The organism is Corynebacterium sp. HMSC075F02 (assembly GCF_001838335.1).
Classification (GTDB): domain Bacteria; phylum Actinomycetota; class Actinomycetes; order Mycobacteriales; family Mycobacteriaceae; genus Corynebacterium; species Corynebacterium jeikeium_D.
Genome location: NZ_KV836302.1, coordinates 1 through 24,983, shown reverse-complemented (window position 1 = coordinate 24,983; position 24,983 = coordinate 1). Strand labels below are relative to the sequence as shown.

The 24,983-nt window shown below is 59.7% G+C and carries 22 protein-coding genes; 21 read left to right on the top strand and 1 reads right to left on the bottom strand.

Going from position 1 to position 24,983, the window contains the following annotated elements; all coding sequences use genetic code 11:
* A complete protein-coding gene (locus HMPREF2920_RS00115) occupies positions 1-2,472 on the bottom strand; it encodes a DUF2339 domain-containing protein (RefSeq protein ID WP_070853955.1) in 2,472 nt (823 codons plus the stop codon).
* 411 nt (positions 2,473-2,883) lie between these two features.
* Here HMPREF2920_RS00115 and infC point away from each other — a divergent pair, with 411 nt between their 5' ends.
* The 21 genes from infC (at position 2,884) to tyrS (ending at position 24,571) form a co-directional block, all read left to right on the top strand.
* A complete protein-coding gene (gene infC / locus HMPREF2920_RS00110; RefSeq protein ID WP_172954614.1) occupies positions 2,884-3,435 on the top strand; it encodes a translation initiation factor IF-3 in 552 nt (183 codons plus the stop codon).
* 76 nt (positions 3,436-3,511) lie between these two features.
* The gene (gene rpmI, locus HMPREF2920_RS00105) at positions 3,512-3,706 is read left to right on the top strand and encodes a 50S ribosomal protein L35 (RefSeq protein WP_005511726.1); all 195 of its coding nucleotides are present in this window, start codon (positions 3,512-3,514) and stop codon (positions 3,704-3,706) included.
* 77 nt (positions 3,707-3,783) lie between these two features.
* Complete coding sequence (gene rplT, locus HMPREF2920_RS00100; protein ID WP_005511721.1) at positions 3,784-4,167, top strand: 50S ribosomal protein L20; 384 nt, start codon at positions 3,784-3,786, stop codon at positions 4,165-4,167.
* A gap of 176 nt (positions 4,168-4,343) precedes the next feature.
* Positions 4,344-5,174, top strand: a complete 831-nt coding sequence (locus HMPREF2920_RS00095) for a TrmH family RNA methyltransferase (RefSeq protein WP_069359783.1) — start codon at positions 4,344-4,346, stop codon at positions 5,172-5,174.
* A gap of 98 nt (positions 5,175-5,272) precedes the next feature.
* Complete coding sequence (gene pheS, locus HMPREF2920_RS00090) at positions 5,273-6,322, top strand: phenylalanine--tRNA ligase subunit alpha (protein ID WP_070853954.1); 1,050 nt, start codon at positions 5,273-5,275, stop codon at positions 6,320-6,322.
* A gap of 32 nt (positions 6,323-6,354) precedes the next feature.
* On the top strand, positions 6,355-8,847 hold the full coding sequence (pheT, locus tag HMPREF2920_RS00085) for a phenylalanine--tRNA ligase subunit beta (protein WP_070437620.1): 2,493 nt from the start codon (positions 6,355-6,357) through the stop codon (positions 8,845-8,847).
* Positions 8,848-8,874: 27 nt separating this feature from the next.
* A complete protein-coding gene (locus HMPREF2920_RS00080; RefSeq protein ID WP_016422900.1) occupies positions 8,875-9,711 on the top strand; it encodes a trypsin-like serine protease in 837 nt (278 codons plus the stop codon).
* Positions 9,712-9,891: 180 nt separating this feature from the next.
* The gene (gene argC / locus HMPREF2920_RS00075; protein ID WP_172620236.1) at positions 9,892-10,932 is read left to right on the top strand and encodes an N-acetyl-gamma-glutamyl-phosphate reductase; all 1,041 of its coding nucleotides are present in this window, start codon (positions 9,892-9,894) and stop codon (positions 10,930-10,932) included.
* Positions 10,929-12,137 carry a bifunctional glutamate N-acetyltransferase/amino-acid acetyltransferase ArgJ gene (gene argJ / locus HMPREF2920_RS00070; protein ID WP_016422898.1) on the top strand — a complete coding sequence of 403 codons (1,209 nt, stop codon included), beginning with the start codon at positions 10,929-10,931 and terminating at the stop codon, positions 12,135-12,137. The genes argC and argJ overlap by 4 nt, the downstream gene beginning before the upstream one ends.
* Positions 12,138-12,158: 21 nt before the next feature.
* Positions 12,159-13,052, top strand: a complete 894-nt coding sequence (gene argB, locus HMPREF2920_RS00065; RefSeq protein ID WP_016422897.1) for an acetylglutamate kinase — start codon at positions 12,159-12,161, stop codon at positions 13,050-13,052.
* A 58-nt stretch (positions 13,053-13,110) separates the two neighbouring features.
* Complete coding sequence (locus HMPREF2920_RS10825; protein WP_070853953.1) at positions 13,111-14,316, top strand: acetylornithine transaminase; 1,206 nt, start codon at positions 13,111-13,113, stop codon at positions 14,314-14,316.
* Positions 14,317-14,322: 6 nt separating this feature from the next.
* Positions 14,323-15,264, top strand: coding sequence for an ornithine carbamoyltransferase (argF, locus tag HMPREF2920_RS10820; RefSeq protein WP_038625624.1), 942 nt, complete (start codon positions 14,323-14,325; stop codon positions 15,262-15,264).
* Between the two features lie 4 nt (positions 15,265-15,268).
* Entirely contained in the window at positions 15,269-15,751 is a 483-nt protein-coding gene (locus HMPREF2920_RS00050) for an arginine repressor (protein ID WP_005511719.1), read from the top strand.
* A gap of 49 nt (positions 15,752-15,800) precedes the next feature.
* Positions 15,801-17,000, top strand: a complete 1,200-nt coding sequence (locus tag HMPREF2920_RS00045; RefSeq protein ID WP_016422894.1) for an argininosuccinate synthase — start codon at positions 15,801-15,803, stop codon at positions 16,998-17,000.
* Between the two features lie 45 nt (positions 17,001-17,045).
* Positions 17,046-18,485: an argininosuccinate lyase gene (gene argH, locus HMPREF2920_RS00040; RefSeq protein ID WP_016422893.1), complete on the top strand. Its 1,440-nt coding sequence runs from the start codon at positions 17,046-17,048 to the stop codon at positions 18,483-18,485.
* A gap of 531 nt (positions 18,486-19,016) precedes the next feature.
* Positions 19,017-20,168: a hypothetical protein gene (locus HMPREF2920_RS00035; RefSeq protein ID WP_070600854.1), complete on the top strand. Its 1,152-nt coding sequence runs from the start codon at positions 19,017-19,019 to the stop codon at positions 20,166-20,168.
* A gap of 6 nt (positions 20,169-20,174) precedes the next feature.
* On the top strand, positions 20,175-21,806 hold the full coding sequence (locus HMPREF2920_RS00030; RefSeq protein WP_049170384.1) for a VWA domain-containing protein: 1,632 nt from the start codon (positions 20,175-20,177) through the stop codon (positions 21,804-21,806).
* The gene (locus HMPREF2920_RS00025; protein ID WP_049193936.1) at positions 21,793-22,440 is read left to right on the top strand and encodes a hypothetical protein; all 648 of its coding nucleotides are present in this window, start codon (positions 21,793-21,795) and stop codon (positions 22,438-22,440) included. Before HMPREF2920_RS00030 ends, HMPREF2920_RS00025 begins: the two co-directional genes overlap by 14 nt.
* Positions 22,430-22,603, top strand: a complete 174-nt coding sequence (locus tag HMPREF2920_RS00020; protein ID WP_005511714.1) for a Trm112 family protein — start codon at positions 22,430-22,432, stop codon at positions 22,601-22,603. The genes HMPREF2920_RS00025 and HMPREF2920_RS00020 overlap by 11 nt, the downstream gene beginning before the upstream one ends.
* A complete protein-coding gene (locus tag HMPREF2920_RS00015; RefSeq protein ID WP_049193935.1) occupies positions 22,604-23,254 on the top strand; it encodes a DNA-3-methyladenine glycosylase in 651 nt (216 codons plus the stop codon).
* 12 nt (positions 23,255-23,266) lie between these two features.
* Positions 23,267-24,571: a tyrosine--tRNA ligase gene (tyrS, locus tag HMPREF2920_RS00010; protein ID WP_070549327.1), complete on the top strand. Its 1,305-nt coding sequence runs from the start codon at positions 23,267-23,269 to the stop codon at positions 24,569-24,571.
* The last annotated feature ends 412 nt before the right edge of the window (positions 24,572-24,983 follow it).

The following is a 24,983-nucleotide window of genomic DNA, read 5'->3' as shown; positions in this document are numbered from 1 at the left end:
TTAGGTAGTCGGCTCGTTTCCGTCGGAAATTCCAGGACCGTCGGTGCGGGTGATGCCTTCCATTCTGTCAGCAGCGGGGTCGGCATCTGCTGCGCCGCTCGCACCGGCAGCGTCGGCAGCAGCGCCGGCAGCGTCAGTATCGCTGGCGGTGCCGTCACGCTCCGGTGCCGCCGGCTCCTCGGCACTCTTCTGCTTCGCCCCGGAGACCGCCATGGCCAGCAGAATCAGACCACAGCCGAGGAACGCCAAGGCGCGGATAACGCCATCGAGCGTTGCCATGTCGTAGAAGATCAGCTTGACGATAGACAGCGCCGCAATCGTCAAACCCGCTGCCAGTCGCGCCGGAATGTGGTGGAACCTCTTCGATAGCACCAGCATGCCGGCAATCGTGGCCCAGAAAATACTCAGCAACATGTGTGCGACGTTGAAGCTCACGCCAATAGTCGTGAGCAGCACGATAAATGGCATACCCAGTGCAGCCAGGCCAATCAGTGCAAAAGCTGGCGGTAGCTGCGACCTCGCTGCCGTCACGGCCAGGCCGACGTCGGCGCACAGCAGGAACAACAGCGAAAGCATTTCTGCCCACGTTGCCGAGTAATCAGCTGCAGCACCGGCATTCAACGCTGCGGGCAGGATGTAGAGGTGTACTACCGTTGCGCCGAGCAGCCAGGTCAGTGCCGCAATCTTTGTATATGGTGCGACGGCATCCCGGGTTGGTTCAGGAGCCTGTAGTCGTGCGCCAATTGCGCCGTGCTTCGGTGCTGTGGCCAGCGCCCAGACAAAGAGCGCGGCACCGATGGAGATTGGGATGAGACCCCAAGCGTGGGTTCCAGTATCGGCTCCTGAGCTCCTTTCCGGGCCCGCCACCGCGAGCGCTAGCCAGGGCAGAATTGCCGTGGCCAAGGCCAATGGTGCGAGATAGCGGAAGATGGCACGGTTCCAAAGGAATACTGCAGCAATTGCGATGAACAGCACGAATCCGCCGTAGAACAGCAACCAGAGGCTGGAGGTGGACTGTGTGGCGTTGACCGTTGGGACTGCAGCTACAACCGGAGTCGAGAAGGCAACTACTGACGTGATGGTGACCAGATCGTCTTCCCAGGTGCTGGTTTCCGAAGGCTCGTCGTCAAGCTCGGGAGTGAGTTGGCGAGCCATCGCCAGCGGGCCGAACTGGGCAAACACGAAAAGGGCAATGGTGAGTGCGGCGATTGCGGGCATCACCAGTGCATTGTTGGTCGTGATTACGCCGATGAGAACGTTTGCGCCGAGCAGGAATGCGACTACGTACTTCCGGAAGGGGACGTTCAGGAGGCAGACGATAGCGGCGATGACCATCAGTTGAAGGGTGATTTGCGCGAGCGAGGAGCTCAGCGGGCGGGCGTGGAAGTCGAGGCCGATCGTCGCCCACAGCATTAATCCGGTGTTGATTGTGATTGTCCACGCCGCGGTTGCACTCGACTTCGTCCACCGCGCGCCGTATAGACCGACTGCAGCGAAAGGCAACATAATGACCAGCGTCGCCGCCACCGGAATCCAGTCGAGGAGGTAGGACATCGACATCGTTGTCAGGTGCGCAGCGGCTAGTGATGTCGCAATCAACGCCGTCACGCCAGCAGGCGGTGCTTGACGACGGTGCGCTCGCACAGCTGCGACCGCGAGCACGGCGGCCAACAAGTAAGCCAGGACCACACGACCGGCCGGTCCGATCAGGCCGGATTGGATTGCGACCGCGACGAAAAATGCGATACCGGCAGCGGTGATGAGACCGCCGAAGATGGCGATGATTCTGATGATTGCCTTCTCGTTGCGCCACCAGGGCTCGCGAGGTTCACGCGGTGCCTCTGGCAGCTTCGGTGGCGGGGTGGAGTCTGTGGGAGAAGACTGTGGCGAGGGAGAAGACTGCGGCGACTTCGAATCCCGCCGCCATTGGTGGGCAGAGGGGAAGCCAAACATCGGCTGCGCAGCTGCGTCGCTCTGTGGCAGGGGAGCTGGTTGATTCCGCCAGTCCGCTTGTGTTGGCGGTGGTGGCACCTGTATCTGCTGAGACTGCTGGGGATACTGCGGTGTGGCGAGCGTCTGCTCAGCCTGCGGTTCCCAACGGGGAGGAGGTGCCTGCTCTAGTGGCGGACTGGGCGCTGGCGGCGGTTGCGGATTGTGTTGATGTGCCCCTTGAGGTGCAGCATGGGGCGGCGCTTGAGGTACCGGCGCAGATTCCGCTCCCGTAGTGTGAGGCGCGTGCGGTACGGCCGGCGCCTGCTCGCTTGCCTGCGAGAGGCGTACCTGCCAAGTACGGGTGAGCTGAGCCAGCCGAAGCGAGCTAGCCTCCAAATCTGCCAGAGCATGGGAAAGCTCTGAGACGGAGTCGCCGGTCAGGACAAAATCGCCGGTCGGTGGCTTGCCGTATCGGGCGGAATGCTGATTAGGATTGGTGTTCTCGGCTTTAGGGCCAAAGCCGTTGGAGCCAGTATTCATGGTGACGACTTTAATCGGTTTTGGCCTAAAAACTATGGAGAGAATCTACCAATCTGATTACAATTCGGATTGCACTTTTTAGCGCTCGGTTTCGCGCCGGGGTGCCGATGGTGAATAACCCGGAGTGAGAGCCGGTTTTGGTATGCGAGAACAGCTGTGTTAACATCTCGTCTACGACCGCCAGAATGCGATGCTTGCTGCCTTCGGGGAGTATTTAGTTGCATTCGGCAGCGAAGAGGATTTAAGTCCCACCCTAGGTGCGCCAAAGAATTACGGTAGCGCCGGGGTCCACCCTAATCGGTGATGTCACATCGCACGATTGGAAGGCGTCCTTATACAGTGTGTAGTAATCCGCTGTAGACGCGTGGCTTTTCTTCCTTTCCCGCTTGCTATCGCGGTTTGAAACGAAGATTGTTCAGGTTCAACCTAGGAGGCCACATCAGCGCTGAAGCTCGTATTAACGAGGATATTCGAGTACCGGAAGTCCGCCTTGTAGGACCGAATGGTGAGCAGGTGGGCGTTGTCCGCACCGGTGACGCACTCAAGCTCGCTTACGAAGCAGACCTTGATCTGGTTGAGGTTGCTCCGCGAGCAAAGCCGCCGGTCGCCAAGATTATGGACTACGGCAAGTTCAAGTACGAACAAGCCCAGAAGGCACGCGAGGCTCGAAAGAACCAGCAGCAGACTGTGGTCAAGGAGCAGAAGTTCCGTCCGAAGATTGATGACCACGACTACGAAACCAAGAAGAACAACGTTGTTCGTTTCTTGGAAAAGGGTTCGAAGGTCAAGGTCACGATTATGTTCCGTGGCCGCGAACAGTCTCGTCCAGAACTGGGATTCCGCCTGTTGGAGCGTCTGGCCGCCGATGTCGAAGAGTACGGCATTGTCGAGTCTCGCCCGAAGCAGGACGGTCGCAACATGACTATGGTCCTGGGGCCGGTTCGGAATAAGGGTAAGAAGTAACCGACCTGACCAGAAATGGTTGTAAACGAGATCTTTGCGCCACGAGCGTCAAAGATCGGTAGGGGAGAGTTTTAACATGAAGCAGAAGACCCACAAGGGCACCGCAAAGCGCATCAAGGTTACCGGTTCCGGCAAGCTGCGCCGCGAGCAGGCTAACCGCCGCCACCTCCTGGAGGGCAAGCCGTCCACTCGTACCCGTCGCCTGAAGGGCACCACGGACGTTGCTAAGTCGGACGTCAAGCGCGTCAAGCGTCTGCTGGGCAAGGCTTAATTTTTCAAGCCTCGTCCCAGGGCAATCGCCCTCTTAATTTCACTAGTTCTTAAAGACAACGAAAAGGAAGTATCACCGTGGCACGTGTGAAGCGGTCTGTTAACGCTAAGAAGAAGCGTCGCGAAGTTCTCGATTCCGCAAAGGGCTACCGTGGTCAGCGCTCCCGCCTGTACCGCAAGGCCAAGGAGCAGATGCTCCACTCCAAGACCTACGAGTTCCGCGATCGCCGCCACCGTAAGGGTCAGTTCCGTCGTCTGTGGATTCAGCGCATCAACGCTGCTGCCCGCGCTAACGACATCACCTACAACCGCTTCGTCCAGGGCCTAAACCTGGCTGGCGTTGAGGTTGACCGTAAGAACCTGGCTGAGCTGGCTGTCAACGACCCGCAGGCATTCGCTGCTCTGGTCAAGGTCGCTAAGGACGCTCTGCCGGAGGACGTCAACGCTCCTGCTGCTAAATAAAGCAGCTACGAGGTAACTCGTACGTAGCGTCGGCGAGCGTCTGCTTACTGGCAGTGCGCCTGCCAACATCTTTGAAAAACCACCGTCGATTGGGTTTATGAATAACCCCGGCGGTGGTTTTTCGTGTTCGCACTGGCGGTTACGAATCTCGAGCCGCATCACTAGGATTAATCACTATGAACTCTGCGCTGTACTTCAATGACGAGCCGTTTACTCCTCGCACTCCGCGAGTCTCGGCGGCTATTCAGCTCCACCGTGCGGCCAAGCGGAAGAAGACCGGTCGCTTCCTCATTGAGGGCTTCAATTCCGTCGATGCAGCTATCCGCGCAGAGGCTGTCGTGGAAGTTTTCGTCACGGCAGCCGCCGCCGAGCAGTTCCGTGAGCTGCTCACGGGGTATCTCGAATCTGGGACGCAGCGTAAGTCTGTTTCGCTTATCGACGACTCCGCCGCCCGCTCTTTGAGCGAAACTGTCACCACCACCGGACTCTTCGCCGTCTGCGACACCAATGCGGTGTCCACTTCGTTGGAAGAGGCCATTGAGGTTGGAAAGCAGTCCGGCTGTTTGGTGATTCCGGTGGAGTGCAATGACCCGGGTAATGTCGGCACGATTGTGCGTATGACTGATGCTCTCGGCGCTGGCGCGGTTATCCTTGCTGGCGATTCGGTTGACCCGTTGAATTCTAAGGCCGTGCGTTCCTCGGCAGGTTCTGTTTTTCATACCCCTGTCGCACGCGAGCGCGATATTGACGTCGTTATGGAGAAAGTTAGGGAAGCGGGCTTTACCACCCTCGCCACGGCGATGGATGGCGCTCTCACGCTCGGCGTTGATACGCTTCCCGACGGTCCCGTCGCCTGGCTTTTCGGCAACGAAGCCCATGGCCTGTTGGAGGAGATTACGGCCTCGGCGGGGGCAAATGTGTCCATCCCGATTAAGGGCGAGGCAGAGTCGTTGAACCTCGCCACCGCAGCGGCCATGTGCCTGTGGGAGACAGTCCGGGGTAAGTAGGAAACCTCGATGGTGAGGTGCATGCACGTGTGCAGTTATCCTCGACTATGATTGTTCCATCACAAGAACTGATAGTCCTATATAGAAGTGGTTGACACGTGAGCGATTCGCCAAATCCTATCGATCTTTCCGAGGACGCCCTCCAGGCGGCTGCGCAGAAGGCCACGGATGCCTTTGATGCTGCCGGCAACCTGGATGAGCTTTCTGCCGCCCGCCGTGAGCACTTGGGGGATGAAGGCTACATTCCGCAGGCTCGCCGCGCGCTGGGCTCCATTCCGAAGGCTGAGCGCAAGGATGCTGGTCGTCGCGTAAATGTTGTTCGCGGAGCCGTCGAAAAGCACTATGCTGAGCGTCTTGCAGTGCTGGAGGAAGAGGAAAACGCGCGTCGTCTGGTCGCGGAGCGTATCGACGTGTCGGTGGACACCACGCGGGGCCAGCGTGGCGGTATGCACCCAATTACCATCCTGTCCGAGCAGATTGGTGACATCTTCGTGGGCATGGGCTGGGAAATCGCCGAGGGCCCAGAGGTGGAAGCCGAATACTTCAACTTTGACGCGCTGAACTTCCTGCCGGATCACCCGGCTCGTACTCTGCAGGATACTTTCCACATTGCGCCGGAAGGATCCAAGCAGGTGCTGCGTACGCACACCTCGCCGGTCCAGGTTCGCACTCTGCAGTCACGTGACCTGCCGATTTACGTTATCTGCCCGGGCCGTACCTTCCGCACCGATGAGCTCGACGCCACCCACACCCCGGTCTTCCACCAGGTGGAGGGACTCGCTGTGGACAAGGGGCTGACCATGGGGCACCTGCGCGGCACGCTGGATCACATGGCAAAGGCGCTGTTCGGTCCGGAGACCAAGACCCGCATGCGCACCAACTACTTCCCGTTCACTGAGCCGTCCGCTGAGGTTGACGTCTGGTTCCCGAATAAGAAGGGCGGCGCAGGCTGGATCGAGTGGGGTGGCTGCGGCATGGTCAACCCGAACGTGCTGCGTGCCTCCGGTATTGACCCGGAGGTGTACTCGGGCTTCGCGTTCGGCATGGGCCTGGAGCGCACCCTGCAGTTCCGCAACGGCCTGACCGACATGCGCGACATGGTCGAAGGCGACGTCCGCTTCACGCAGCCGTTCGGTATCCGCGGCTAATTCACTGACCTACAGATAGGAGTTTTACTTACATGTTCATTCCACAGTCGTGGGTCACTGAAATCGTTCGCGGCCCAGAGAACACCATCAACCCGGACTGGTCCGTTACCCCGGACGAGTTGGATGAGGGCTTTGTCCGCGTTGGTTTTGAAACCGAGGGGCACGAGCCGCTGGAGAAGGTCGAGGGGCCGCTGGTTTTCGGTCGCGTCGACCACATTGAGGAGCTCGAGGGCTTTAAGAAGCCAATTCGCTTCTGTCAGGTCAATGTCGGTGATGTCAATGGCACCGGCGAGCTGCAGGAGATCATCTGTGGTGCCCGCAACTTTGAAGAGGGCTCCATTGTTATCGTCGCACTGCCGGGCTGCGTGCTGCCGGGTGGGTTCGAGATTTCCGCACGGAAGACTTACGGCAAGATTTCCAACGGCATGCTCTGCTCCGAAGCTGAGCTGGGTATGACCGATTCCTCCGCCGGTATTCTGACGCTGCCGTCGGCCCCAGCTGAGCTGGGTTCGTGCGCCAAGGAATTCATCGGTCTCGATGACGAGAAGTTCGAGGTCAACATCACCCCGGACCGCGGTTACGCGCTGTCGGCCCGCGGTCTGGGCCGCGAGATCTGCTCCGCCTTCAACCTCGACTTCGCCGATCCAGCCAAGGTCAACGAGCTGCCGGTCGAAGGTGAGGTCCTGAACGTCACTATCGACGAGGACACCGACACCCGCCGCTTTGGTCTGCGCCGAGTCACCGGCATCGACCCGAACGCCGAGACCCCGTGGTGGATGCGTCGCCGCCTGCTGCTGGCTGGTCAGCGTCCGGTCAACGTGGCCACGGACGTCACCAACTATGTGATGCTACTGCTCGGTCAGCCGATGCACGCTTTCGACGGTTCCAAGATCGCTGGTGGCCTGCACATCCGCAACGCTAAGGCCGGCGAGACTCTGACCACCCTCGACCACGTGGACCGCAAGCTCGACCCGGCAGACGTTGTCATCTGCGACGACAATGGTATTCAGTCGCTGGCCGGCATCATGGGTGGTCTCACCTCCGAGATCGCCGACGACACCACCGATGTGGTCTTCGAGGCCGCCAACTGGTCGCCGCTGCATGTCTTCCGCAGTGGTCGCCGCCACAAGCTGAGCTCCGAGGCTTCACGACGTTTCGAGCGCGGCGTGGACACCGCTCTGGTCGAGCCGGCTCTGGATCTGGCCTGCCAGCTGCTCGCTGACATCGCCGGCGGCACTATCGACACTGGTCGCACCCTGCTCGGTGAGGTTGCCACCATGCCGACTATTGACTTTGCTGTCAACCGCGCCAGCGAAGTTGCGGGCGTTGATTACCCGCGTGAGACCGTCATTGGACGCCTGCGCGAGGTCGGTTGCGAGGTCGTCGACAACGGTGACCGCCTGGCTGTCACTCCGCCAACCTGGCGCTCGGACCTGACCATGTCCGCTGACCTGGTTGAGGAGATCCTACGTCTGGAGGGCCTGGAAGACATTCCGGTTATCCTCCCAATCGCCCCGGCCGGTCGCGGTCTGACCGAGCGTCAGCTGCGTCGCCGCTTCGTCGGCCACGCGCTGGCTCACAATGGCTACCTGGAGATTCTGCCGACACCGTTCATTGCCAACGATGTCTTCGACGTCTGGGGCCTGGACGCTGATGACCCGCGTCGTAACACCGTCAAGGTCATCAACCCGTTGGAGTCCGACCACGCTCAGCTGGGCACGACTCTGCTGCCGTCCATGCTTGAATCGCTGAAGCGCAATGTTGCTCGCGGCCAGGTCGACCTGTCGCTCTACGGTGTGGAGCAGGTATCCATCGAGCGCGGTAACGGTGTCTCGCCGATGCCGTCTACCGCGGGTCTGCCGAGCGAGGCCGAGCGCGCCGAGCTGCTGGAGTCGCTGCCGGAGCAGCCGCTGCACGTCGCCACTGTCGCCTGCGGTCGTATCCGCCTGGATAGCCCGTGGGGTGACGAGGCCGCGTACACCGTCGCCGACGCCATCGAAGCCGCGCGCATTGTTGCCCGCGCTGCCAACGTCGAGCTGGAGATCCGTAACGCTGAGGTGCTGCCGTGGCACCCGGGCCGCTGCGCTGAGCTGCTTGTCGACGGCGAGGTCGTCGGCCACGCCGGTGAGCTGCACCCGAAGGTGTGCAAGGACGCTGGTCTGCCGGAGCGCACCTGCGCGATGGAGATTAATCTCGATGCACTGCCAGTGACGGAGCACCTGCCGGCGCCGGTACTCAGCCCGTTCCCGGCTGTCCACCAGGACGTCGCGCTTGTTGTCAGCGATGAGGTCTCCGCCGCAGAGGTGGAGAAGACTCTGGTGGAGGGTGCTGGTGAGCTCCTCGAATCCATTCGTATCTTCGATGTTTACCGTTCCGAGCAGATGGGCGAAGGCGTTCGTTCACTGGCGTACTCCCTGCGTTTCCGCGCACCGGACCGTACGCTGAAGGAAGAGGAAGCTTCCGCGGCTCGCGAGGCGGCCATTGAGCTGGCCACTACCCGTCACGGCGCTCAGCTGCGTGGCTAAAAGGGGAGACCACAGGGAGAGATACCCATGATTGGCATCTTGCGGCACCGCGGCAACAGGCTGAATAGCGCAGAGGCACGAGAGCAGCGCGTTGGAGTGCGCGCGGTGAGCAGCGCGAAGCCTGCGGCGACTGTGGCTGCAGCTGCTGTCACGGCAGGTCTGTTGCTCACCGGCGCGCCGAGTGCGGCTGCGCTGGTTGGCGGGGAGGCTGCTGCGCCTAGTGTGGCGGCGGACTCCGTGGTGTCAATCATGGTCCAGACCAGTCCCCATACCGGAAACTTTTGCACGGGAACTGCAATCGCCCCGCAGTGGGTAATGACCGCCGCCCACTGCGTGCGTGATGTCCCGCAGCAGGCTGGGGAAGTAGAGGTCGGTTTCGGTCAGGATTCCCACCGTGTTCCTATCGATAGCTGGGAAATTGCGCCCACCGGTGACGTAGCGCTTGTTCACCTTGCGGGCGACGCAGCTCTTCCGGGGTATCCCGCAATGGAACGTCGTCAAGCGTTTTCGGAGCAAGAAACGGCAGGCACGGTCTATGGGCGATCGCTGCTCGGCGATGTTGCGGATGGCTCGCTGCCGTCGGCGACCGTCACCGCTTCGATGTGTCCGGTGAAGTATCAACAATGCGTGCGGGAAGACTCCGTGTTGGCGCGCATGGAGCGCCCCGCGGCGTTGCAGGTAGGCGATTCGGGCGGACCGCTTTTTATCGACGGCCAGCTAGCGGCGGTGTTCTCGGGCGCGGTGGCTTTTGATGGCAGCGTGGCACCGGAGGAATCGGGTTACTATCTCTACACCACGACGTCATCGGTGGCGCAGTGGGCAGATGGCGTGATGAGCCAGGAGCCAAGCGTCGTAGTTGAATAGTCCGGCGTTGAGTAATCCGGCGCGCTGATTGAATGGCCGGCTCGGCGAACCAGATGTATGTACCGACGACGGCGTTATATTCATAATTCACTCACGTCACATCGATAGAATTCCAGCACTTTGGCAACGAATTCTATGAATATCTTGCAACGCAGTGAATAAAAGTGTTGAATGTTTGGCATGAGTATTTCCGTTGCCATTGCTGGTGCGACCGGTTACGCAGGAGGAGAGATCCTCCGCCTCCTGTTGTCGCACCCGGCGTATCTTTCCGGCGAACTGACCATCGGCGCACTAACGGGAGCATCCAACGCGGGTGCCCGTGTGGGCGACATTATGCCTCATGTGGCACCTTTGGCTGATCGTCGTATTGAGCCGACTAATGGTGACACACTTGCCGGGCATGACGTGGTGTTCCTCGGCCTGCCCCACGGTCATTCGGCTGCGATTGCAGAGCAGTTGGGCGATGACACGGTGATTATTGACTGCGGCGCGGATTTCCGCCTGCAGGATGCCGATGAGTGGGAGCACTACTACGGCTCGGAGCACGCCGGTACCTGGACTTACGGTATTCCGGAGCTGCCGGGCAACAGGGAAGTAGTGGCTGCTTCCAAGCGTATTGCTGTGCCGGGTTGTTTCCCCACTGGCGGTACCATTACGGCACTGCCGGCAGTTGCAAAGGGTCTGGTCAAGCCGGATCTGTCCGTTGTTTCCGTCACCGGTACCTCCGGTGCGGGCAAGAAGGCAGCTGTGCCCCTGCTCGGGTCCGAGGTTATGGGCAATCTCCGCGCCTACAACACTGCGGGCAAGCACCGCCACACCGCAGAGTTCCTACAAAACCTCAAGCCGTACGCAGAGGCTCTCACCGTCAGCTTCACGCCGGTGCTCGCTCCGACGTCGCGCGGCATTCTCACCACCATCACCGCTCCGCTTGTCGACGGGGTGACGGAGGCAACCGCACGGGAGGCCTACCTCGAGTTCTACAAGGGTGAGCCGTTTGTGCAGGTGTTGGCCGAAGGGCTGCAGCCGCAGACGCAGTCGGTAATTGGCTCTAACTTGGTTCAGATTCAGGTTGAGGTAGATGAACGCGCCAAGCGTCTGGTGCTGACCTCGGCGATTGACAATCTGACAAAGGGCACCGGTGGTGCCGCAGTTCAGTGCATGAATTTGGTTACTGGACAGAATGAAACTGCAGGACTTCCATTGGTAGGAGTTGCCCCATGATGAAGGAAGAAAAAGAAGGTCTCGTCAACGTCGCTGGTGACGAAGGCGGCGTATGTGCACCTCAGGGGTTCGTGGCCAGTGGTGTCATTGCAGGCATCAAGGTCAGCGGAAACCCGGACATGGCGCTCATCGTAAACCAGGGGCCGGAGAAGACTGCTGCGGCTGTCTTTACTACCAACCGTGTCCAGGCTGCGCCGGTGACGGTATCCAAGAAGCACATCGCTGACGGCAAGCTGTCCGCTGTGGTGCTGAACTCGGGCAATGCCAACGCCTGCAATGGTCAGCCGGGTATTTCCGACGCCCTCGAAGTCTGTCAGAAGGTCGCAGATGAGCTCGGCGTCGATGTTACCGAGATTGGTACCTGCTCCACCGGCTTGATTGGTGACCGGCTGCCGATGGACATTGTTCTGGCAGGTGTGCCGAAGCTTTGTGAGAATCTGGGCAGCGATGCCGCCGCAGGTACGGCTGCAGCAGAAGCCATCTTGACCACTGACTTGGTGGCAAAGCAGGCCGTTGCGCATGGTGACGGATTCACTGTCGGCGCTATGGGCAAGGGTGTTGGCATGATTAGCCCGTCGATGGCCACGATGCTCGGTGTGATTACGACGGATGCGTCGGTAAGCGCAGAAATGGCGCACGAGGCTATTGCCAAGGCGAGCGAGGTTACGTTTAACCGCCTAGATATTGATGGCTCCACATCCACCAATGACACCGTCATCATTTTGGCCAACGGTGCCTCTGGTGTGAAGCCCTCGCAGGAGGAGCTCGACCAGGCAGTGCTCAGTGTGTGTGATTCCATCGCGCGCCAGATGCAGTCGGACGCCGAAGGCGTGACCAAGCGTGTGTCCGTGACCGTGCGTGGCACCGGTGGTGCTGAAGATGCTCTGGTAGCTGCTCGAATCATCGGCCGCGACAACCTCTTCAAGTGTGCGATGTTCGGTTCGGACCCGAACTGGGGTCGTGTGCTGGCGGCTGTCGGCACTGCACCGGTGGATATGGATCCGGAGCACATCACTGTTTCCTTCAACGGTCATGTAGTCTGTCGCGATACCGGTGGCACGCCTGATGCTCGTGAAGTGGATCTCTCCGGCAAGGACATTGCCGTGGAGGTTGACCTCGGTACTGGTAATCCGGAAGAGGCCACGATTCGTACGACTGACCTTTCCCACGACTACGTTCACATCAACTCGGCATATTCGTCGTAAAGGTTTTGAGGAGACTCTGCAATGGTTCACCAGTTGACCGAAGGGCTGTCCTTCGAACAGCGGGCACATGTGCTGGCGGAAGCACTGCCGTGGCTGCAGCACCACCGCGACAAGATTGTGGTGGTCAAGTACGGCGGTAACGCGATGACCGACCTGAAACTGAAGAAGGCCTTCGCGCAGGACATGGTTTTTCTGCGCACCGTGGGGGTGAAGCCGGTGGTTGTCCACGGTGGCGGCCCTCAGATTTCGTCGATGCTCAAGCGCCTGGGGCTGGAGGGAGAGTTCCGAGGCGGTTTCCGTGTCACGACTCCGGAGGTCATGGAAATTGTCCGCATGGTGCTCTTCGGGCAGGTCGGCCGCGAACTGGTGAACCTCATCAACGCCTACGGCCCCTATGCAGTGGGTACCTCTGGTGAGGACGGTGGCCTGTTCACTGGTACTCGACGAACGGTAAACGTCGGCGGCAAGGAAACAGATATCGGGCTGGTCGGCAATATCACCGAGGTGCACTCGGAAACGCTATTGGACCTGATTGATGCCGGACGTATTCCGGTGGTCTCTACGATTGCGCCGTCCGCTGATGGCAAAGAGGTCTACAACATCAACGCCGACACGGCAGCAGGTGCACTGGCATCGGCAATTAACGCGAACCGTTTGGTGATTCTGACTAATGTCGAGGGTCTCTACACGGATTGGCCGAACCGCGATTCGCTGGTGTCAAGGATTTCCACTTCGCATCTGCGAGAAATCCTCCCGACGCTGGATTCCGGAATGATTCCGAAGATGGAGTCCTGCCTGAACGCAGTGGATCAGGGAGTGCCTGCGGCCCACGTTATCGACGGCCGCCAGCCACACTCGGTGCTGCTGGAGCTGATGACTTCCGGCGGTATCGGCACAATGGTAGAGCCCGGATAAGGCAGAAAAGACGGACAAGAATTTACCGACATACATGTTAGGCAGGTCGAAAGACGACATGAGCGACTTCAAGCAGCAGTGGCAACACACGATGATGAACAATTACGGCACGCCGCGCATTGAGCTTGTGCAGGGTAAGGGCGCTATTGTCACGGATTCCGAGGGCAAGGAATACCTGGACCTGCTCGCCGGTATTGCAGTCAACGCGTTGGGTCACGCACATCCGGCCATCGTGGAAGCTGTGTCCAAGCAGATTTCCACGATGGGGCACGTGTCCAACATCTTCGCCTCTGAGCCACCGTTGGCACTGGGCGAGAAGCTCATTGAGCTCACTGGCTGGGACACTGATGACACCCGAGTTATGTTCTGCAACTCCGGCACTGAGGCCAATGAAGCCGCGTTCAAGCTGGCGCGGTTGACGGGGCGCAATCGCATTATCGCTACCCACCACGGGTTCCACGGCCGTACCATGGGCGCACTTGCCATGACCGGTCAGCCCGACAAGCGCACCCCGTTCGAACCGATGCCGGGTGGAGTCGAGTTCGTGCCGTACGGTGACATTGACTTCCTCACCAAGACCATCGAATCCGATCCGTTGGGTGTCGCTGCGGTGATTCTGGAACCAATTCAGGGTGAGACCGGTGTGGTCGCACCGCCAGAGGGATACCTCGCTGCCGTCCGCGAACTGACCAAGCGCTTCGACGTTCTCATGATTGTCGACGAAGTACAGACCGGCATCGGCCGTACCGGCCAGTGGTTTGCCCACCAGCACGATGGCATCGTGCCGGATGTCATGACGTTGGCCAAGGGCCTCGGCGGCGGCCTGCCGCTCGGTGCTGTCATCGCCAACGGCCGCGCAGCGGAACTGTTTACTCCTGGTGCGCACGGTACCACCTTTGGTGGCAATCCGGTCTGTGCCGCTGCCGGCCTGGCCGTCATCGAGACGCTGGAAGAAGAAAAGCTGCTCAATCGAGTCACCGAGAAGGGCAAGGTCCTGGCTCGCAAGCTCGCGTCGTTAAGCCATGTCGATCACGTGCGTGGTCGCGGCTTCATGCTTGGACTGGTGCTGCGCGAGAACCTGGCGAAGGAAGCGGTTAACGCCGGTTATGAACGTGGTGTCATTCTGAACGCTCCGCAGGCGAATGTGCTGCGTATTGTGCCGCCGTTGAACCTCAGCGATGAGGAAGTCAACCGCGCCGTCGAGTTGATTGATGCCTGCCTGAACGACGCCGTTGAGGCTGTCGCCAACAATGGAAGGAATTAGGAACTGATGCTCCGTCATTTTCTCGCCGATGATGACCTGACTCCACAGGAGCAGGCTGAGGTGCTGCAGTTGGCTGCAGAGCTGAAGGCAGCGCCGTACTCCCGCCGGCCGTTTGAGGGGCCGCAGTCGGTTGCGGTGCTGTTCGACAAGACCTCGACTCGTACCCGTTTCTCCTTCGACGCTGGCATTGCGGCTCTGGGCGGCAACGCGATTGTGGTTGAAACCGGAAACTCGCAGATGGGCAAGGGTGAGACCTACCAGGACACCGCTGCTGTGCTCAGCCGTTTTGTCTCGGCAATCGTCTGGCGTACCTACGCACAGTCAGGGCTGGAGGCCATGTCTGAGACCGCGACGGTGCCGATTGTCAACGCGCTTTCCGACGAGTTCCACCCGTGCCAGATTCTCGCTGACCTGCAGACCATCATCGAGCACAAATGCCCGGAAGAAGGCCAGGCGGGACTGCGTGGCAAGAAGGCTGTCTACTTTGGCGATGGTGCCAACAACATGGCCAACTCCTACCTAGTAGGCTTCGCCACCGCAGGGCTGGACGTCACCATCTGTGCACCGGAGAACTTCCAGCCGGAGCAGGTCTACGTCGACCGCGCCAAGAAGGTCGCGGAGCAGACCGGTGCGGCCGTGGCCGTAACCGCAGACGTCGATGAGGCCATTGCCGGTGCCGACGTTGTCATCACCGATACCTGGGTCAGCATGGGGCAGGAGAACGACGGCCTGGATCGTCGCACTCCGTTTCTGCCGTACCAGGTCAACGCTGAGCTGATGGCGAAGGCAAATGAGGATGCCATCTTCCTGCACTGCCTGCCGGCATACCGCGGCAACGAAGTTACTGCCGAGGTCATCGATGGCCCGCAGTCGGTAGTCTTTGACGAGGCGGAAAACCGCATGCACGCTCAGAAGGCGTTGCTGACCTGGCTGGTGGAGAGGCAGTAAGGTCATGACCGCAGCACAACCAGGTTCTCGCACAGCTAGGCAGACGCGCATCGCTGACCTGCTGGCGCAGCATCACGTGTCCAGTCAGGTTCAGCTCGTCGAGCTGCTTGCCGACGAAGGCATTGAGATTGCGCAGGCGACGTTGTCCAGAGACCTCGATGAGCTGGGAGCCCGAAAGATTCGCGATGGAGCCAACGGTTCGCGGTATTCCATCGTCGAAGATGCACTCGCTGTCTCCAGCGGGGCAGTGGCCAGGATGCGGCGCGTTTTAGACGAGCTGCTGGTCTCCATTGATCATTCGGGCACCATCGCGGTTGTGCGTACACCACCGGGAGCCGCACAGTATCTAGCCAGTGTGATTGACCGTGCGGGACTCAAAGAAATCGTTGGCACAATTGCGGGAGATGACACCGTAATGTGCCTGGCTAGAGAACCACTTTCCGGCGCTGACCTAGCCCAGCGTCTAGCCGCCGGAACGAACCAGTAAACTATTCCACGAAATGCTTTAAAGCACCGATTAAAGGAGCGCTTACCCTATGACCAACCGGGTTATTCTTGCTTACTCTGGTGGCCTCGACACCACCGTTGCTATTCCGTACCTCAAGGAAATGACCGACGGCGAGGTCGTCGCAGTTTCCATCGATGTCGGACAGGGCGGCGAGGACATGGAGTCCGTGCGTCAGCGCGCTCTGGACGCCGGCGCTGTCGAAGCTGTCGTTGTCGACGCTAAGGACGAGTTCGCCGAGGAGTACTGCCTGCCGACCATTAAGGCCAATGGTCTCTACATGAAGCAGTACCCGCTGGTTTCTGCACTGTCTCGCCCGCTGATTGTTAAGCACATGGCGAAGGCCGCAGAGGAGTTCGGTGGCACTCACGTCGCACACGGCTGCACCGGTAAGGGCAATGACCAGGTCCGTTTCGAGGTTGGTTTCGCCAACACCGCCCCGGATCTGAAGATTATTGCACCGGCTCGTGACTTCGCTTGGACCCGCGACAAGGCTATTGCCTTCGCTGAGGAGAAGGGTCTGCCAATTGAGCAGTCCAAGTCCTCTCCGTTCTCCATTGACCAGAACCTCTTCGGTCGCGCCATTGAGACCGGCTACCTGGAGGACCTGTGGAACGCACCAACCAAGGATGTCTACGCGTACACCGAGGATCCGACCCTGAACTTCAGCTCCCCGGACGAGGTCATCATCTCCTTCGAGGACGGTAAGCCGACTGCCATCGACGGCAAGAAGGTTTCCGTGCTTGAGGCCATCGAAGAGATGAACCGCCGCGCTGGTGCTCAGGGCATCGGTCGTCTGGACATGGTTGAAGACCGCCTGGTCGGCATTAAGTCCCGCGAGATTTACGAGGCTCCGGGCGCAATTGCCATCATGACCGCACACGCAGCGCTCGAGGACGTCACCGTTGAGCGTGAGCTGGCTCGTTACAAGCGTCAGGTCGAGGGCGAGTGGGCCAACCTGGTCTACGACGGCCTGTGGTTCTCGCCGCTGAAGCGCGCGCTGGATGCCTTCATCGAGGAGTCCCAGAAGGGCGTTTCCGGTGACATCCGCATGGTCATGCACGCAGGTCACTGCAACGTCAACGGTCGTCGTTCGAACACCTCGCTGTACGACTTCAACCTGGCTACCTACGACGAGGGCGACACCTTCGACCAGACCCTGGCTCGCGGTTTTGTCGAGCTGCACGGCCTGTCCTCGAAGATGGCCGCAAAGCGCGACTTCAAACTGTAAAGCTTCTCCAGAGCGACTAGAGCGAAAGGCCTATTGGAAAAGACAATGGTCGAAAAGCACGGTACCAACGAAGGCTCCCTGTGGGGCGGCCGCTTTGCCGGTGGCCCGTCCGAGGCGATGGCCGCATTGAGCAAGTCCACCCATTTTGACTGGGTGCTCGCGCCTTACGACGTTCTTGCGTCCAAGGCCCACGCCCGAGTGCTGCATGCCCGTGGGCTGCTCAGCGATGCCGACTTTGACACCATGATCGAAGGCCTTGATCAGCTCGGTCGCGACGTTGCCTCCGGCGAATTTGGTCCAGAGCCGACAGATGAGGACGTCCACGGTGCCATGGAGCGCGGTCTGATTGATCGCGTCGGCCCGGAGGTCGGCGGTCGCCTGCGCGCTGGTCGTTCCCGCAATGACCAGGTGGCAACTCTGTTCCGCATGTGGCTGCGCGATGCCGTGCGCGGCGTTGCACTGGATGTCACTGACCTGGTTGCCGCCCTGGTGGCTCAGTCCAAGGCACATCCGGATGCCATCATGCCGGGCAAGACCCACTCCCAGGCAGCGCAGCCGGTATTGCTGGCCCACCAGTTGCTGGCTCACGCGCATCCGCTGCTGCGCGATCTGGACCGCATCCGCGATCTCGACCGTCGACTGGCTGTGTCCCCGTACGGTTCCGGTGCGCTCGCGGGATCTTCGCTGCACCTGGATCCGGAGGCCATCGCGGAGGAGCTCGGCTTCGACTCTGCCACGGACAACTCCATTGACGGCACTTCTTCGCGTGACTTCGCCTCTGAGGCGGCATTCGTCTTCGCCCAGATTGCCGTGGACATGTCTCGCCTGGCAGAGGAAATCATCTACTGGGCCACCCCGGAGTACGGTTACGTCACTCTGGCTGATGCCTGGTCGACTGGATCCTCCATCATGCCGCAGAAGAAGAACCCGGACGTGGCAGAGCTGACCCGCGGTAAGACCGGTCGCCTGATCGGTAATCTTGCAGGGCTCATGGCCACGCTGAAGGCTCAGCCGCTGGCCTACAACCGCGACCTCCAGGAGGACAAGGAGCCTCTGGTGGACTCGGTCGAGCAGCTAACCCTACTGCTTCCGGCTTTGACCGGTCTAGTGGCAACGCTGACCTTCCACGAAGACCGTCTGCGCGAGCTCGCTCCGGCTGGCTACACCCTGGCCACGGACTTGGCTGAGTGGCTGGTCCGCGAGGGCGTACCGTTCCGCGACGCTCACGAGGCATCCGGCCAGTGTGTCCGCATCGCAGAGTCCAAGGGCGGTATCGGTCTGGACGAGCTTTCCGACGAGGACCTCGCCGGTGTCCACCCGGCACTGACTCCGAAGGTCCGTGAAGTGCTGACTATCGACGGCGCTGTGGCTTCCCGCGATACTCGCGGCGGCACCGCGGGTGTCCGTGTTGCAGAGCAGCTCGCTCGCGTTGACGAGAAGAATACCGAGCTGAAGCAGTGGGCTGAAAAGCCGGTTCGCGGCTAAAGCTGCTAGAGCTAGCAAACCTGCTAGCCCAGCTAACGCAGCTAATTAATCGGTGTGCGGTCAATCGACCGCACGCCGATTTTTTACAGCCCGGGGGGGGGGAGTAGAAAAACCAGCAACCCGACAACTGATGACCCGGTAACTATCAACCCGATAACTGGCCACCCGAAAAATCACGGGCTCCACGTGCGAATACGGGCTGCAAATGTGAAACTGTGTAAGTTTATGACACTTTCAGGCCATTTTTCGGGCCATTTTTGTCATAAACGTAGTCAGTAACTCGGCTCGACCCGCCGCCGCCAGTCATAAACGCAGTCAGTAACTCGGATCGATCCGACGCCACCAGTAACCTTGTAATGCCAGGGTGCCCCCCCCCCGAAGTGACGCAGATTACTGATTATTTCTATATCTGTTGCCAGGTTTGGCCGGGTCTCTTACCATAATTTCATGGCGGAAAGTACGCGGTCGAGCGGTGGAAATCGCAGCTCACGAGATAAAAATAAAAATCAGAGTGGTAGCAAGAAAGGGTGCATGGGCCCGGGGGCAATTCTTGCAGTCATTTTGATTGTCATCGCGGCTGTTGCAGTCTATGTCGGTCGCGGCGGTAGTATTCCAGGTTTTTCTGGTGGCAGCTCCGGAGGAAACCGTGATTTCTTCGGTGGTGAAAAGACCGTCGTCAAGGCGATTGTTGGCTCTGAGAAAAAGCCCTTCTTCGAAGACAAAGAGGTCCAGAAGGCTCTTGCCTCTCACGGCTATGTGGTGGAAGTAAAGACGGCGGGTTCGCGTCGGATGGCCACGGATGTGGATCTGGATTCCTTCGACTTGGCATTCCCGTCGTCGGCACCGGCAGCGGAGAAAATTGCCGAGAAAATGAGCGGCGCTGAGCGGTACGACGTCTTCTACACACCGATGGCGATCGCTACTTTCGACAACATCTTGCAGGCATTGGCGCGGGAAAATGTTGCTCGCCAACAGGGCACTACGTGGCAGGTAGATATGGCAGCGCTGGCCACGATGCAGCACGACAATGTCCGCTGGCGTGACTTCGCGGAGAGCGATTATCCGTCGCCGCGCACGGTGCAGATGTCCACAACGGACATTCGTTCGTCGAACTCGGCCGCAATGTACTTGTCGCTCATGTCTTGGATTACCAATGAAGGCCGGATTGTGTCTGACAATGGGCAGGTCAATGCGGTCTTGCCGGAGCTCACCCCTCTGTTCACCGGCCAGGGGTACACGGAATCCTCGTCGGCTGGTCCATTTTCGGACTACCTCTCGCAGGGTGTCGGTTCGAAGCCAATGGTGATGGTTTACGAGTCGCAGTTCCTGGGGGAGAACAGTGCCCCGAACAGCCGGTTGAAGCCGGAAATGCGCCTGGCGTATCCATCGCCGACGATTCTGAGTACTCACGTGGCGCTGGGTTTTAACGACAATGGAGCTGCGGTCGCACGGCTCCTCGCCGAAGACCCTGAGCTTCAGAAGCTGGCGGCCAAGCACGGTTACCGCTCCAGCCAGCCTGAGGCGATGGAGGAATTCCAGACGCAGTTGAAGACGGGCCAGGAGGTTTCCACCGATTTTGTGGACTCCATTGATCCGCCGAGTTTCGACATCCTCGAGCAGCTTATTGAGGGTGTTTCCCGTGGATACCAGAGCCCGCCGAGGCCGGAAACGGAAGAGGGGTAAAGCCGAATGAACATGTATAAGGCACTAACTGCCCTCCGCAAAATGCTTCTTGGCCTCGTCGGTGTGCTCGGCATCTTCGCTGTCGCGGCCTGCTCCGACGGTGGCCTGAACCTGCCGCTGGGCTCCGACGAGGAGAAGACCAACAAAGTCGACGTCGATTCTGACCTCAAGGGCTCGACCATGCGTATCGCCGGGGCCACGGAGCTTGCAGAGCTCCAGCCACTGATGCAAAAGGCCTCCGACGACCTCGGTTTTACGATTAACCTCGAGCTTGTCGACGGCACCGTGAAGAACAGCCACGCCCTTGTCGCAGACGAATTCGACAACCAATTTGATGCCACTTGGTTTGCTACCAACCGGTACGTTGATCTGCTCGGTGGGGCTGACAAGCTGGGCGAAGCCAAGAAAGTCGCCACCTCGCCGGTAGCCTTTGGTATCCATTCGGCGAAGGCTCGGGAGCTCGGTTGGGATACCAAGCAGCCGACGTGGGCTGAGATCGCGGAGGCTGCGTCGTCAGGCAAATTGACCTACGGCATGACCAACCCCGCGGAATCGAACTCGGGCTTTTCCGGTGTGGTGTCGGTTGCGACCGCGTTCGCCGACACCGGATCGGCGCTGACTACGGGGGATATCAACCGCACCACGCCTGAACTGCAGAAGTTCTTCGAGGGGCAGAAGATGACCTCGGGTTCGTCGGGGTGGCTGCGTGACAAGTTCCTGGATGAGTCGGACTCCGTCGATGCGCTCATCAACTATGAAGCTGTGTTGCAGCAGATGAATAAAGAGGGCGCTGACCTGGAAGTTGTTGTTCCGAGCGACGGTGTCATCAGTGCGGATTACCCGCTGACGCCACTAGCACAGCCCGCTAATGATCTCGCCGCGCGGCAGACGGAGGCACTCGGGCAGTGGCTGGAAGCGAACTCGCAGGTTCTCGCCGACCACTTCCTTCGCCCGGTCTCCGATGACGCCAACCTGCCGGAAAGTATGACCAACAGCGTCATTATCGAGCTGCCGTTCCCGGGTGATCGCGCAGTCACGGATCGTCTCATCGAGGCGTACGACAATGACCTGCGCGTGCCCGGAGAGTCGGTCTTTGTTCTCGACACTTCCGGTTCAATGTTCGGGGAGCGCATCGCCGATCTACAGGCGACGATGCGCGCAATCGTCGACGGCAGTGCACGCACCGAAACGGGAAGCGTGGGATTGCGAAACCGTGAGATCGCGACGATTCTGCCGTTCAGCACGACCGTCGGCGAGCCCACGACCACAACAATTGACGGCCCGGAATCGCGCGCGCAGCTCACCGCCGCCGTCGATGGTCTGTACGCAGAGGGCGAGACGGCGCTTTACGACGCACTGATTCAGGCCTTCGACCTTCTCGGCAGCTCGGATAAGAACTCCATCCCGTCTATCGTGGTGTTGACCGATGGTCAGGTGACGTCGGGCAAGAGCTTTGCGGAATTCCGTGATTTCTACCAGTCCAAGGGCGGGAATCTGCCGCCGGTATTCGTCATCCGCTATGGAGAGGCGGATCCGGGAGAAATGCAGGAACTTGCGAACCTGACTGGTGGTAAGGTCTTTGAATCCCGTGAGACCGAGCTTGCTGATGTGTTCAAGGAGATTCGTGGCTACCAGTAAATCCTCCGGAACTTCCTCTGGCGGTGGCTTTCTCAACAGTCCCGCCAACATTGTCGGGCTCATCCTTGCCATCGCCGTCGTGCTGCTGCACCTGACCGTGGGGCTTGGTTTCCTGTGGCCGGTTGTTGCGATTGCCGCCTGGGGCGCGTCGGTTGCTTTGTTGCCGAGGCAGAGCAAAGGGGCTCAGAAGTCCGTTAGTTCGGCGCCGAAGCCTGAGATCCCACAGCGTCGCCCGCTCAATCCATCTGAGCTGCGTAGGAATCTTCACCGGACATTGGGCAGGCTTTTCGATGCCCAGCCTGGCGAAGCTCTTGGCAACGCCGCAAATGACCTGGGTGCGACGCTGGAATCCGTCCTGAGCGAGTGGAAGTATCTCAAAGATTATCCCGAGCAGAAGGTGGTCATCGGCGGCATTATCCAGGAGTACTTGCCGCAGACAGTCAACTCCTACCTCGCGGTCCCGGAGCGTCTGCGTCACAAAGCCGAGAATCCGGCTCGGGAATCCATCGACCTGCTGCATTCCGCGGTTCAGAAGATCCAGGATGCAATCGGTCAGGACAACCTGATTGCTTTGGAAGGTCAGCGTGACACCCTGGCAATTCAGTTCGGTAAGGTAGTGGACTATGAGCCTTGATCCGAAACTCCTTGATATCCTCGCTTGCCCGCGTGACAAGGGGCCGCTTGAATACCTCGAAGATGAGCAGGTGCTGGTCAATCCTCGCCTGAAGATCGCCTACCGCATCGACGAAGGCATTCCGGTCATGCTTTCCGACGAAGCTATCGCCTGGGACAAGTAATTGCCTTTCCCGCTTCCCGACGGCTACAGCGCCCTCGACCGCACTGTGCTGTCGGGAGCTCCCATTGAGGCTGCGAAGACACTGCTCGGCCGCGTAATTGTCATCCCCGCTGAGCATGTTATCGCCACCATCACGGAGGTCGAGGCCTATGGTGGCCCAGTTGACCAGCGCTATCCCGACCCGGCCGCGCACTGCTTCATGGGGCCAACCGCACGCAATCGCGCCATGTTTGGCCCGGCGGGACATTGGTATATCTACCGCTCCTACGGCATCCACTTTTGTGCCAATATCACCAGCGCTACGGACGGCACGGGCGGGGGAGTATTGGTCCGTTCCGTACGCATTGAGCAGGGCCTGGATGCGGTGCGCCGTCGCCGCGGTGAAAAGCCAGCAGTTGCGGGTCTCGGACGTGGTCCGGGCAATGTTGGTCAGGCGCTTGGCCTTGACTTAAATGACTATGGGGCAGATGCGCTGGATCCGTCGTCACGCGTGTTCGTGGCGCAGCCAGAGAGCATCAACCCGGATAAAGATGTCCACGCAGGCCCGCGTGTGGGCGTTCGGCGAGCGGCGAATCGGCCGTGGCGGCTGTGGCTTCCGGACGATTCCGTCTCAGCCTATCGTCGCCACAAGAAGGCCGTTGAGGAGTTCTAGGTCACCCTCGCGGTGAACGTCGGCAAGCGAGACGTTACGATAGGGGACGTGACTGAACAGAACATTATCGACGAACTACAGTGGCGTGGCCTGATTAATCAGTCCACCGATGTTGACGCGCTGCGCGAGGCGTGCGAAAGCCCCATTACTCTGTATTGCGGTTTTGACCCAACGGGCGATTCGCTGCACGCGGGCCACCTGGTTCCGATGATTATGTTGCGTCGTTTCCAGCTGGCCGGTCACCACCCAATTGCACTGGCAGGCGGTGCTACGGGCTTCATCGGCGATCCGCGTGATGTCGGTGAGCGTTCGATGCTCAGCCAAGACGCCATTGAGCACAACCTGGAGGCCATCAAGGGCCAGCTGCGTCGTTTTATTGACTTTGAGGGCGATGCCCCGGCGACAATGGTCAATAATGCGGACTGGACTATGAACATGTCCGTCATTGACTTCCTTCGCGATGTCGGCAAGAACTTCTCCCTCAACACCATGCTCGATCGCGACACTGTGAAGCGTCGCCTCGAGTCTGACGGTATCTCCTACACCGAGTTTTCCTACATGCTGCTGCAGTCCAACGACTACGTGCAGCTGCGCCGCAACTACGATTGCGTGCTGCAGATTGGCGGCGGCGATCAGTGGGGCAACATCGTCTCTGGCGTCGATTTGAACAGGCGTATCGACGGCGCCAAGGTGCACGGCCTGACCGTGCCACTGGTGACCGATGCGCAGGGTCAGAAGTTCGGTAAGTCCACCGGTGGCGGCAAGCTGTGGCTGGACGCTGAAAAGACCTCGCCGTACTCCTGGTACCAGTACTTCCTCAACGCTGGTGACTCGGTTGTTATTGACTACCTGCGTTGGTTCACCTTCCTGTCTCAGGAGGAAATCGCGGAGTACGAGGTTGCTGTTGCGGAGCGTCCGTTCAAGCGTGAGGCGCAGCGTCGTCTGGCGCAGGAGATGACCAACCTGGTCCACGGCGAAGAGGCCACCAAGGCTGTTGAGCTGGCAGCGCAGGCCCTGTTTGGCCGCGCTGAGCTGACCGAGCTGGACGAGGCCACCCTGGCAGGTGCCGTCTCCGAGACTGAGGTTGCGGAGATCGCTGAGGGCGAGCCGCGAACTGTTGTCGACCTTCTCGTCGCTGCGGGTCTTGCCAAGTCGAAGGGCGAGGCACGCCGCACCATTAAGGAAGGTGGCGCGTACGCTAATAACCAGCGCATCGAGGACGAAGCGTGGGAGCCAGCTGCCGAGGACCTGCTGCACGGCAAGTGGATCGTGCTGCGCCGCGGTAAGAAGAACTTCGCTGGTGTGAAGTTCGTGTAGGTGCTGGTTGGTCTTTGTGTAGGCGCGCTGCTAATCTCTCGATTAATTGGTGTTTATGCAGCTTGATTCCTTTTAGGTAGCTGGGCTAGGGCTCCGGGCAGGCTAGGGGATTGATGATTTCAGAATCATTGACTCTTGGTCAGTCCGGAGCTTTGGTTGTTTTAAAGGGAGCATAGAAGCCGAAACAAAGGTGGTAGCGATGAGCGAAAGCTCCCGGCTTTCGTCACGGTGTGGGGACTGTCGGTCCTAATGAATCGTTCTACTCCACAGGCAAAACGCTAGTTCATATCCATCTACCTGGGGTTTTGTGTCTTTGGTGGGGTGTGTGTAATGTATTCGGGGGTCAGCGCGGCCAGGCAGTTTATGTGTTTGGTTGGCTGATGTGGGGGAAATGTTTTCGTGCGGTTAGCCG

Coding starts and splice junctions, on each gene's coding strand:
- HMPREF2920_RS00115 (WP_070853955.1), bottom strand. CDS start 2,472: ATGAATACTGGCTCCAACGGCTTTGGCCCTAAAGCCGAGAACACCAAT.
- rpmI (WP_005511726.1), top strand. CDS start 3,512: ATGAAGCAGAAGACCCACAAGGGCACCGCAAAGCGCATCAAGGTTACC.
- HMPREF2920_RS00095 (WP_069359783.1), top strand. CDS start 4,344: ATGAACTCTGCGCTGTACTTCAATGACGAGCCGTTTACTCCTCGCACT.
- pheT (WP_070437620.1), top strand. CDS start 6,355: ATGTTCATTCCACAGTCGTGGGTCACTGAAATCGTTCGCGGCCCAGAG.
- HMPREF2920_RS00080 (WP_016422900.1), top strand. CDS start 8,875: ATGATTGGCATCTTGCGGCACCGCGGCAACAGGCTGAATAGCGCAGAG.
- argC (WP_172620236.1), top strand. CDS start 9,892: ATGAGTATTTCCGTTGCCATTGCTGGTGCGACCGGTTACGCAGGAGGA.
- argJ (WP_016422898.1), top strand. CDS start 10,929: ATGATGAAGGAAGAAAAAGAAGGTCTCGTCAACGTCGCTGGTGACGAA.
- argB (WP_016422897.1), top strand. CDS start 12,159: ATGGTTCACCAGTTGACCGAAGGGCTGTCCTTCGAACAGCGGGCACAT.
- HMPREF2920_RS10825 (WP_070853953.1), top strand. CDS start 13,111: ATGAGCGACTTCAAGCAGCAGTGGCAACACACGATGATGAACAATTAC.
- argF (WP_038625624.1), top strand. CDS start 14,323: ATGCTCCGTCATTTTCTCGCCGATGATGACCTGACTCCACAGGAGCAG.
- HMPREF2920_RS00050 (WP_005511719.1), top strand. CDS start 15,269: ATGACCGCAGCACAACCAGGTTCTCGCACAGCTAGGCAGACGCGCATC.
- HMPREF2920_RS00045 (WP_016422894.1), top strand. CDS start 15,801: ATGACCAACCGGGTTATTCTTGCTTACTCTGGTGGCCTCGACACCACC.
- argH (WP_016422893.1), top strand. CDS start 17,046: ATGGTCGAAAAGCACGGTACCAACGAAGGCTCCCTGTGGGGCGGCCGC.
- HMPREF2920_RS00035 (WP_070600854.1), top strand. CDS start 19,017: ATGGGCCCGGGGGCAATTCTTGCAGTCATTTTGATTGTCATCGCGGCT.
- HMPREF2920_RS00030 (WP_049170384.1), top strand. CDS start 20,175: ATGAACATGTATAAGGCACTAACTGCCCTCCGCAAAATGCTTCTTGGC.
- HMPREF2920_RS00020 (WP_005511714.1), top strand. CDS start 22,430: ATGAGCCTTGATCCGAAACTCCTTGATATCCTCGCTTGCCCGCGTGAC.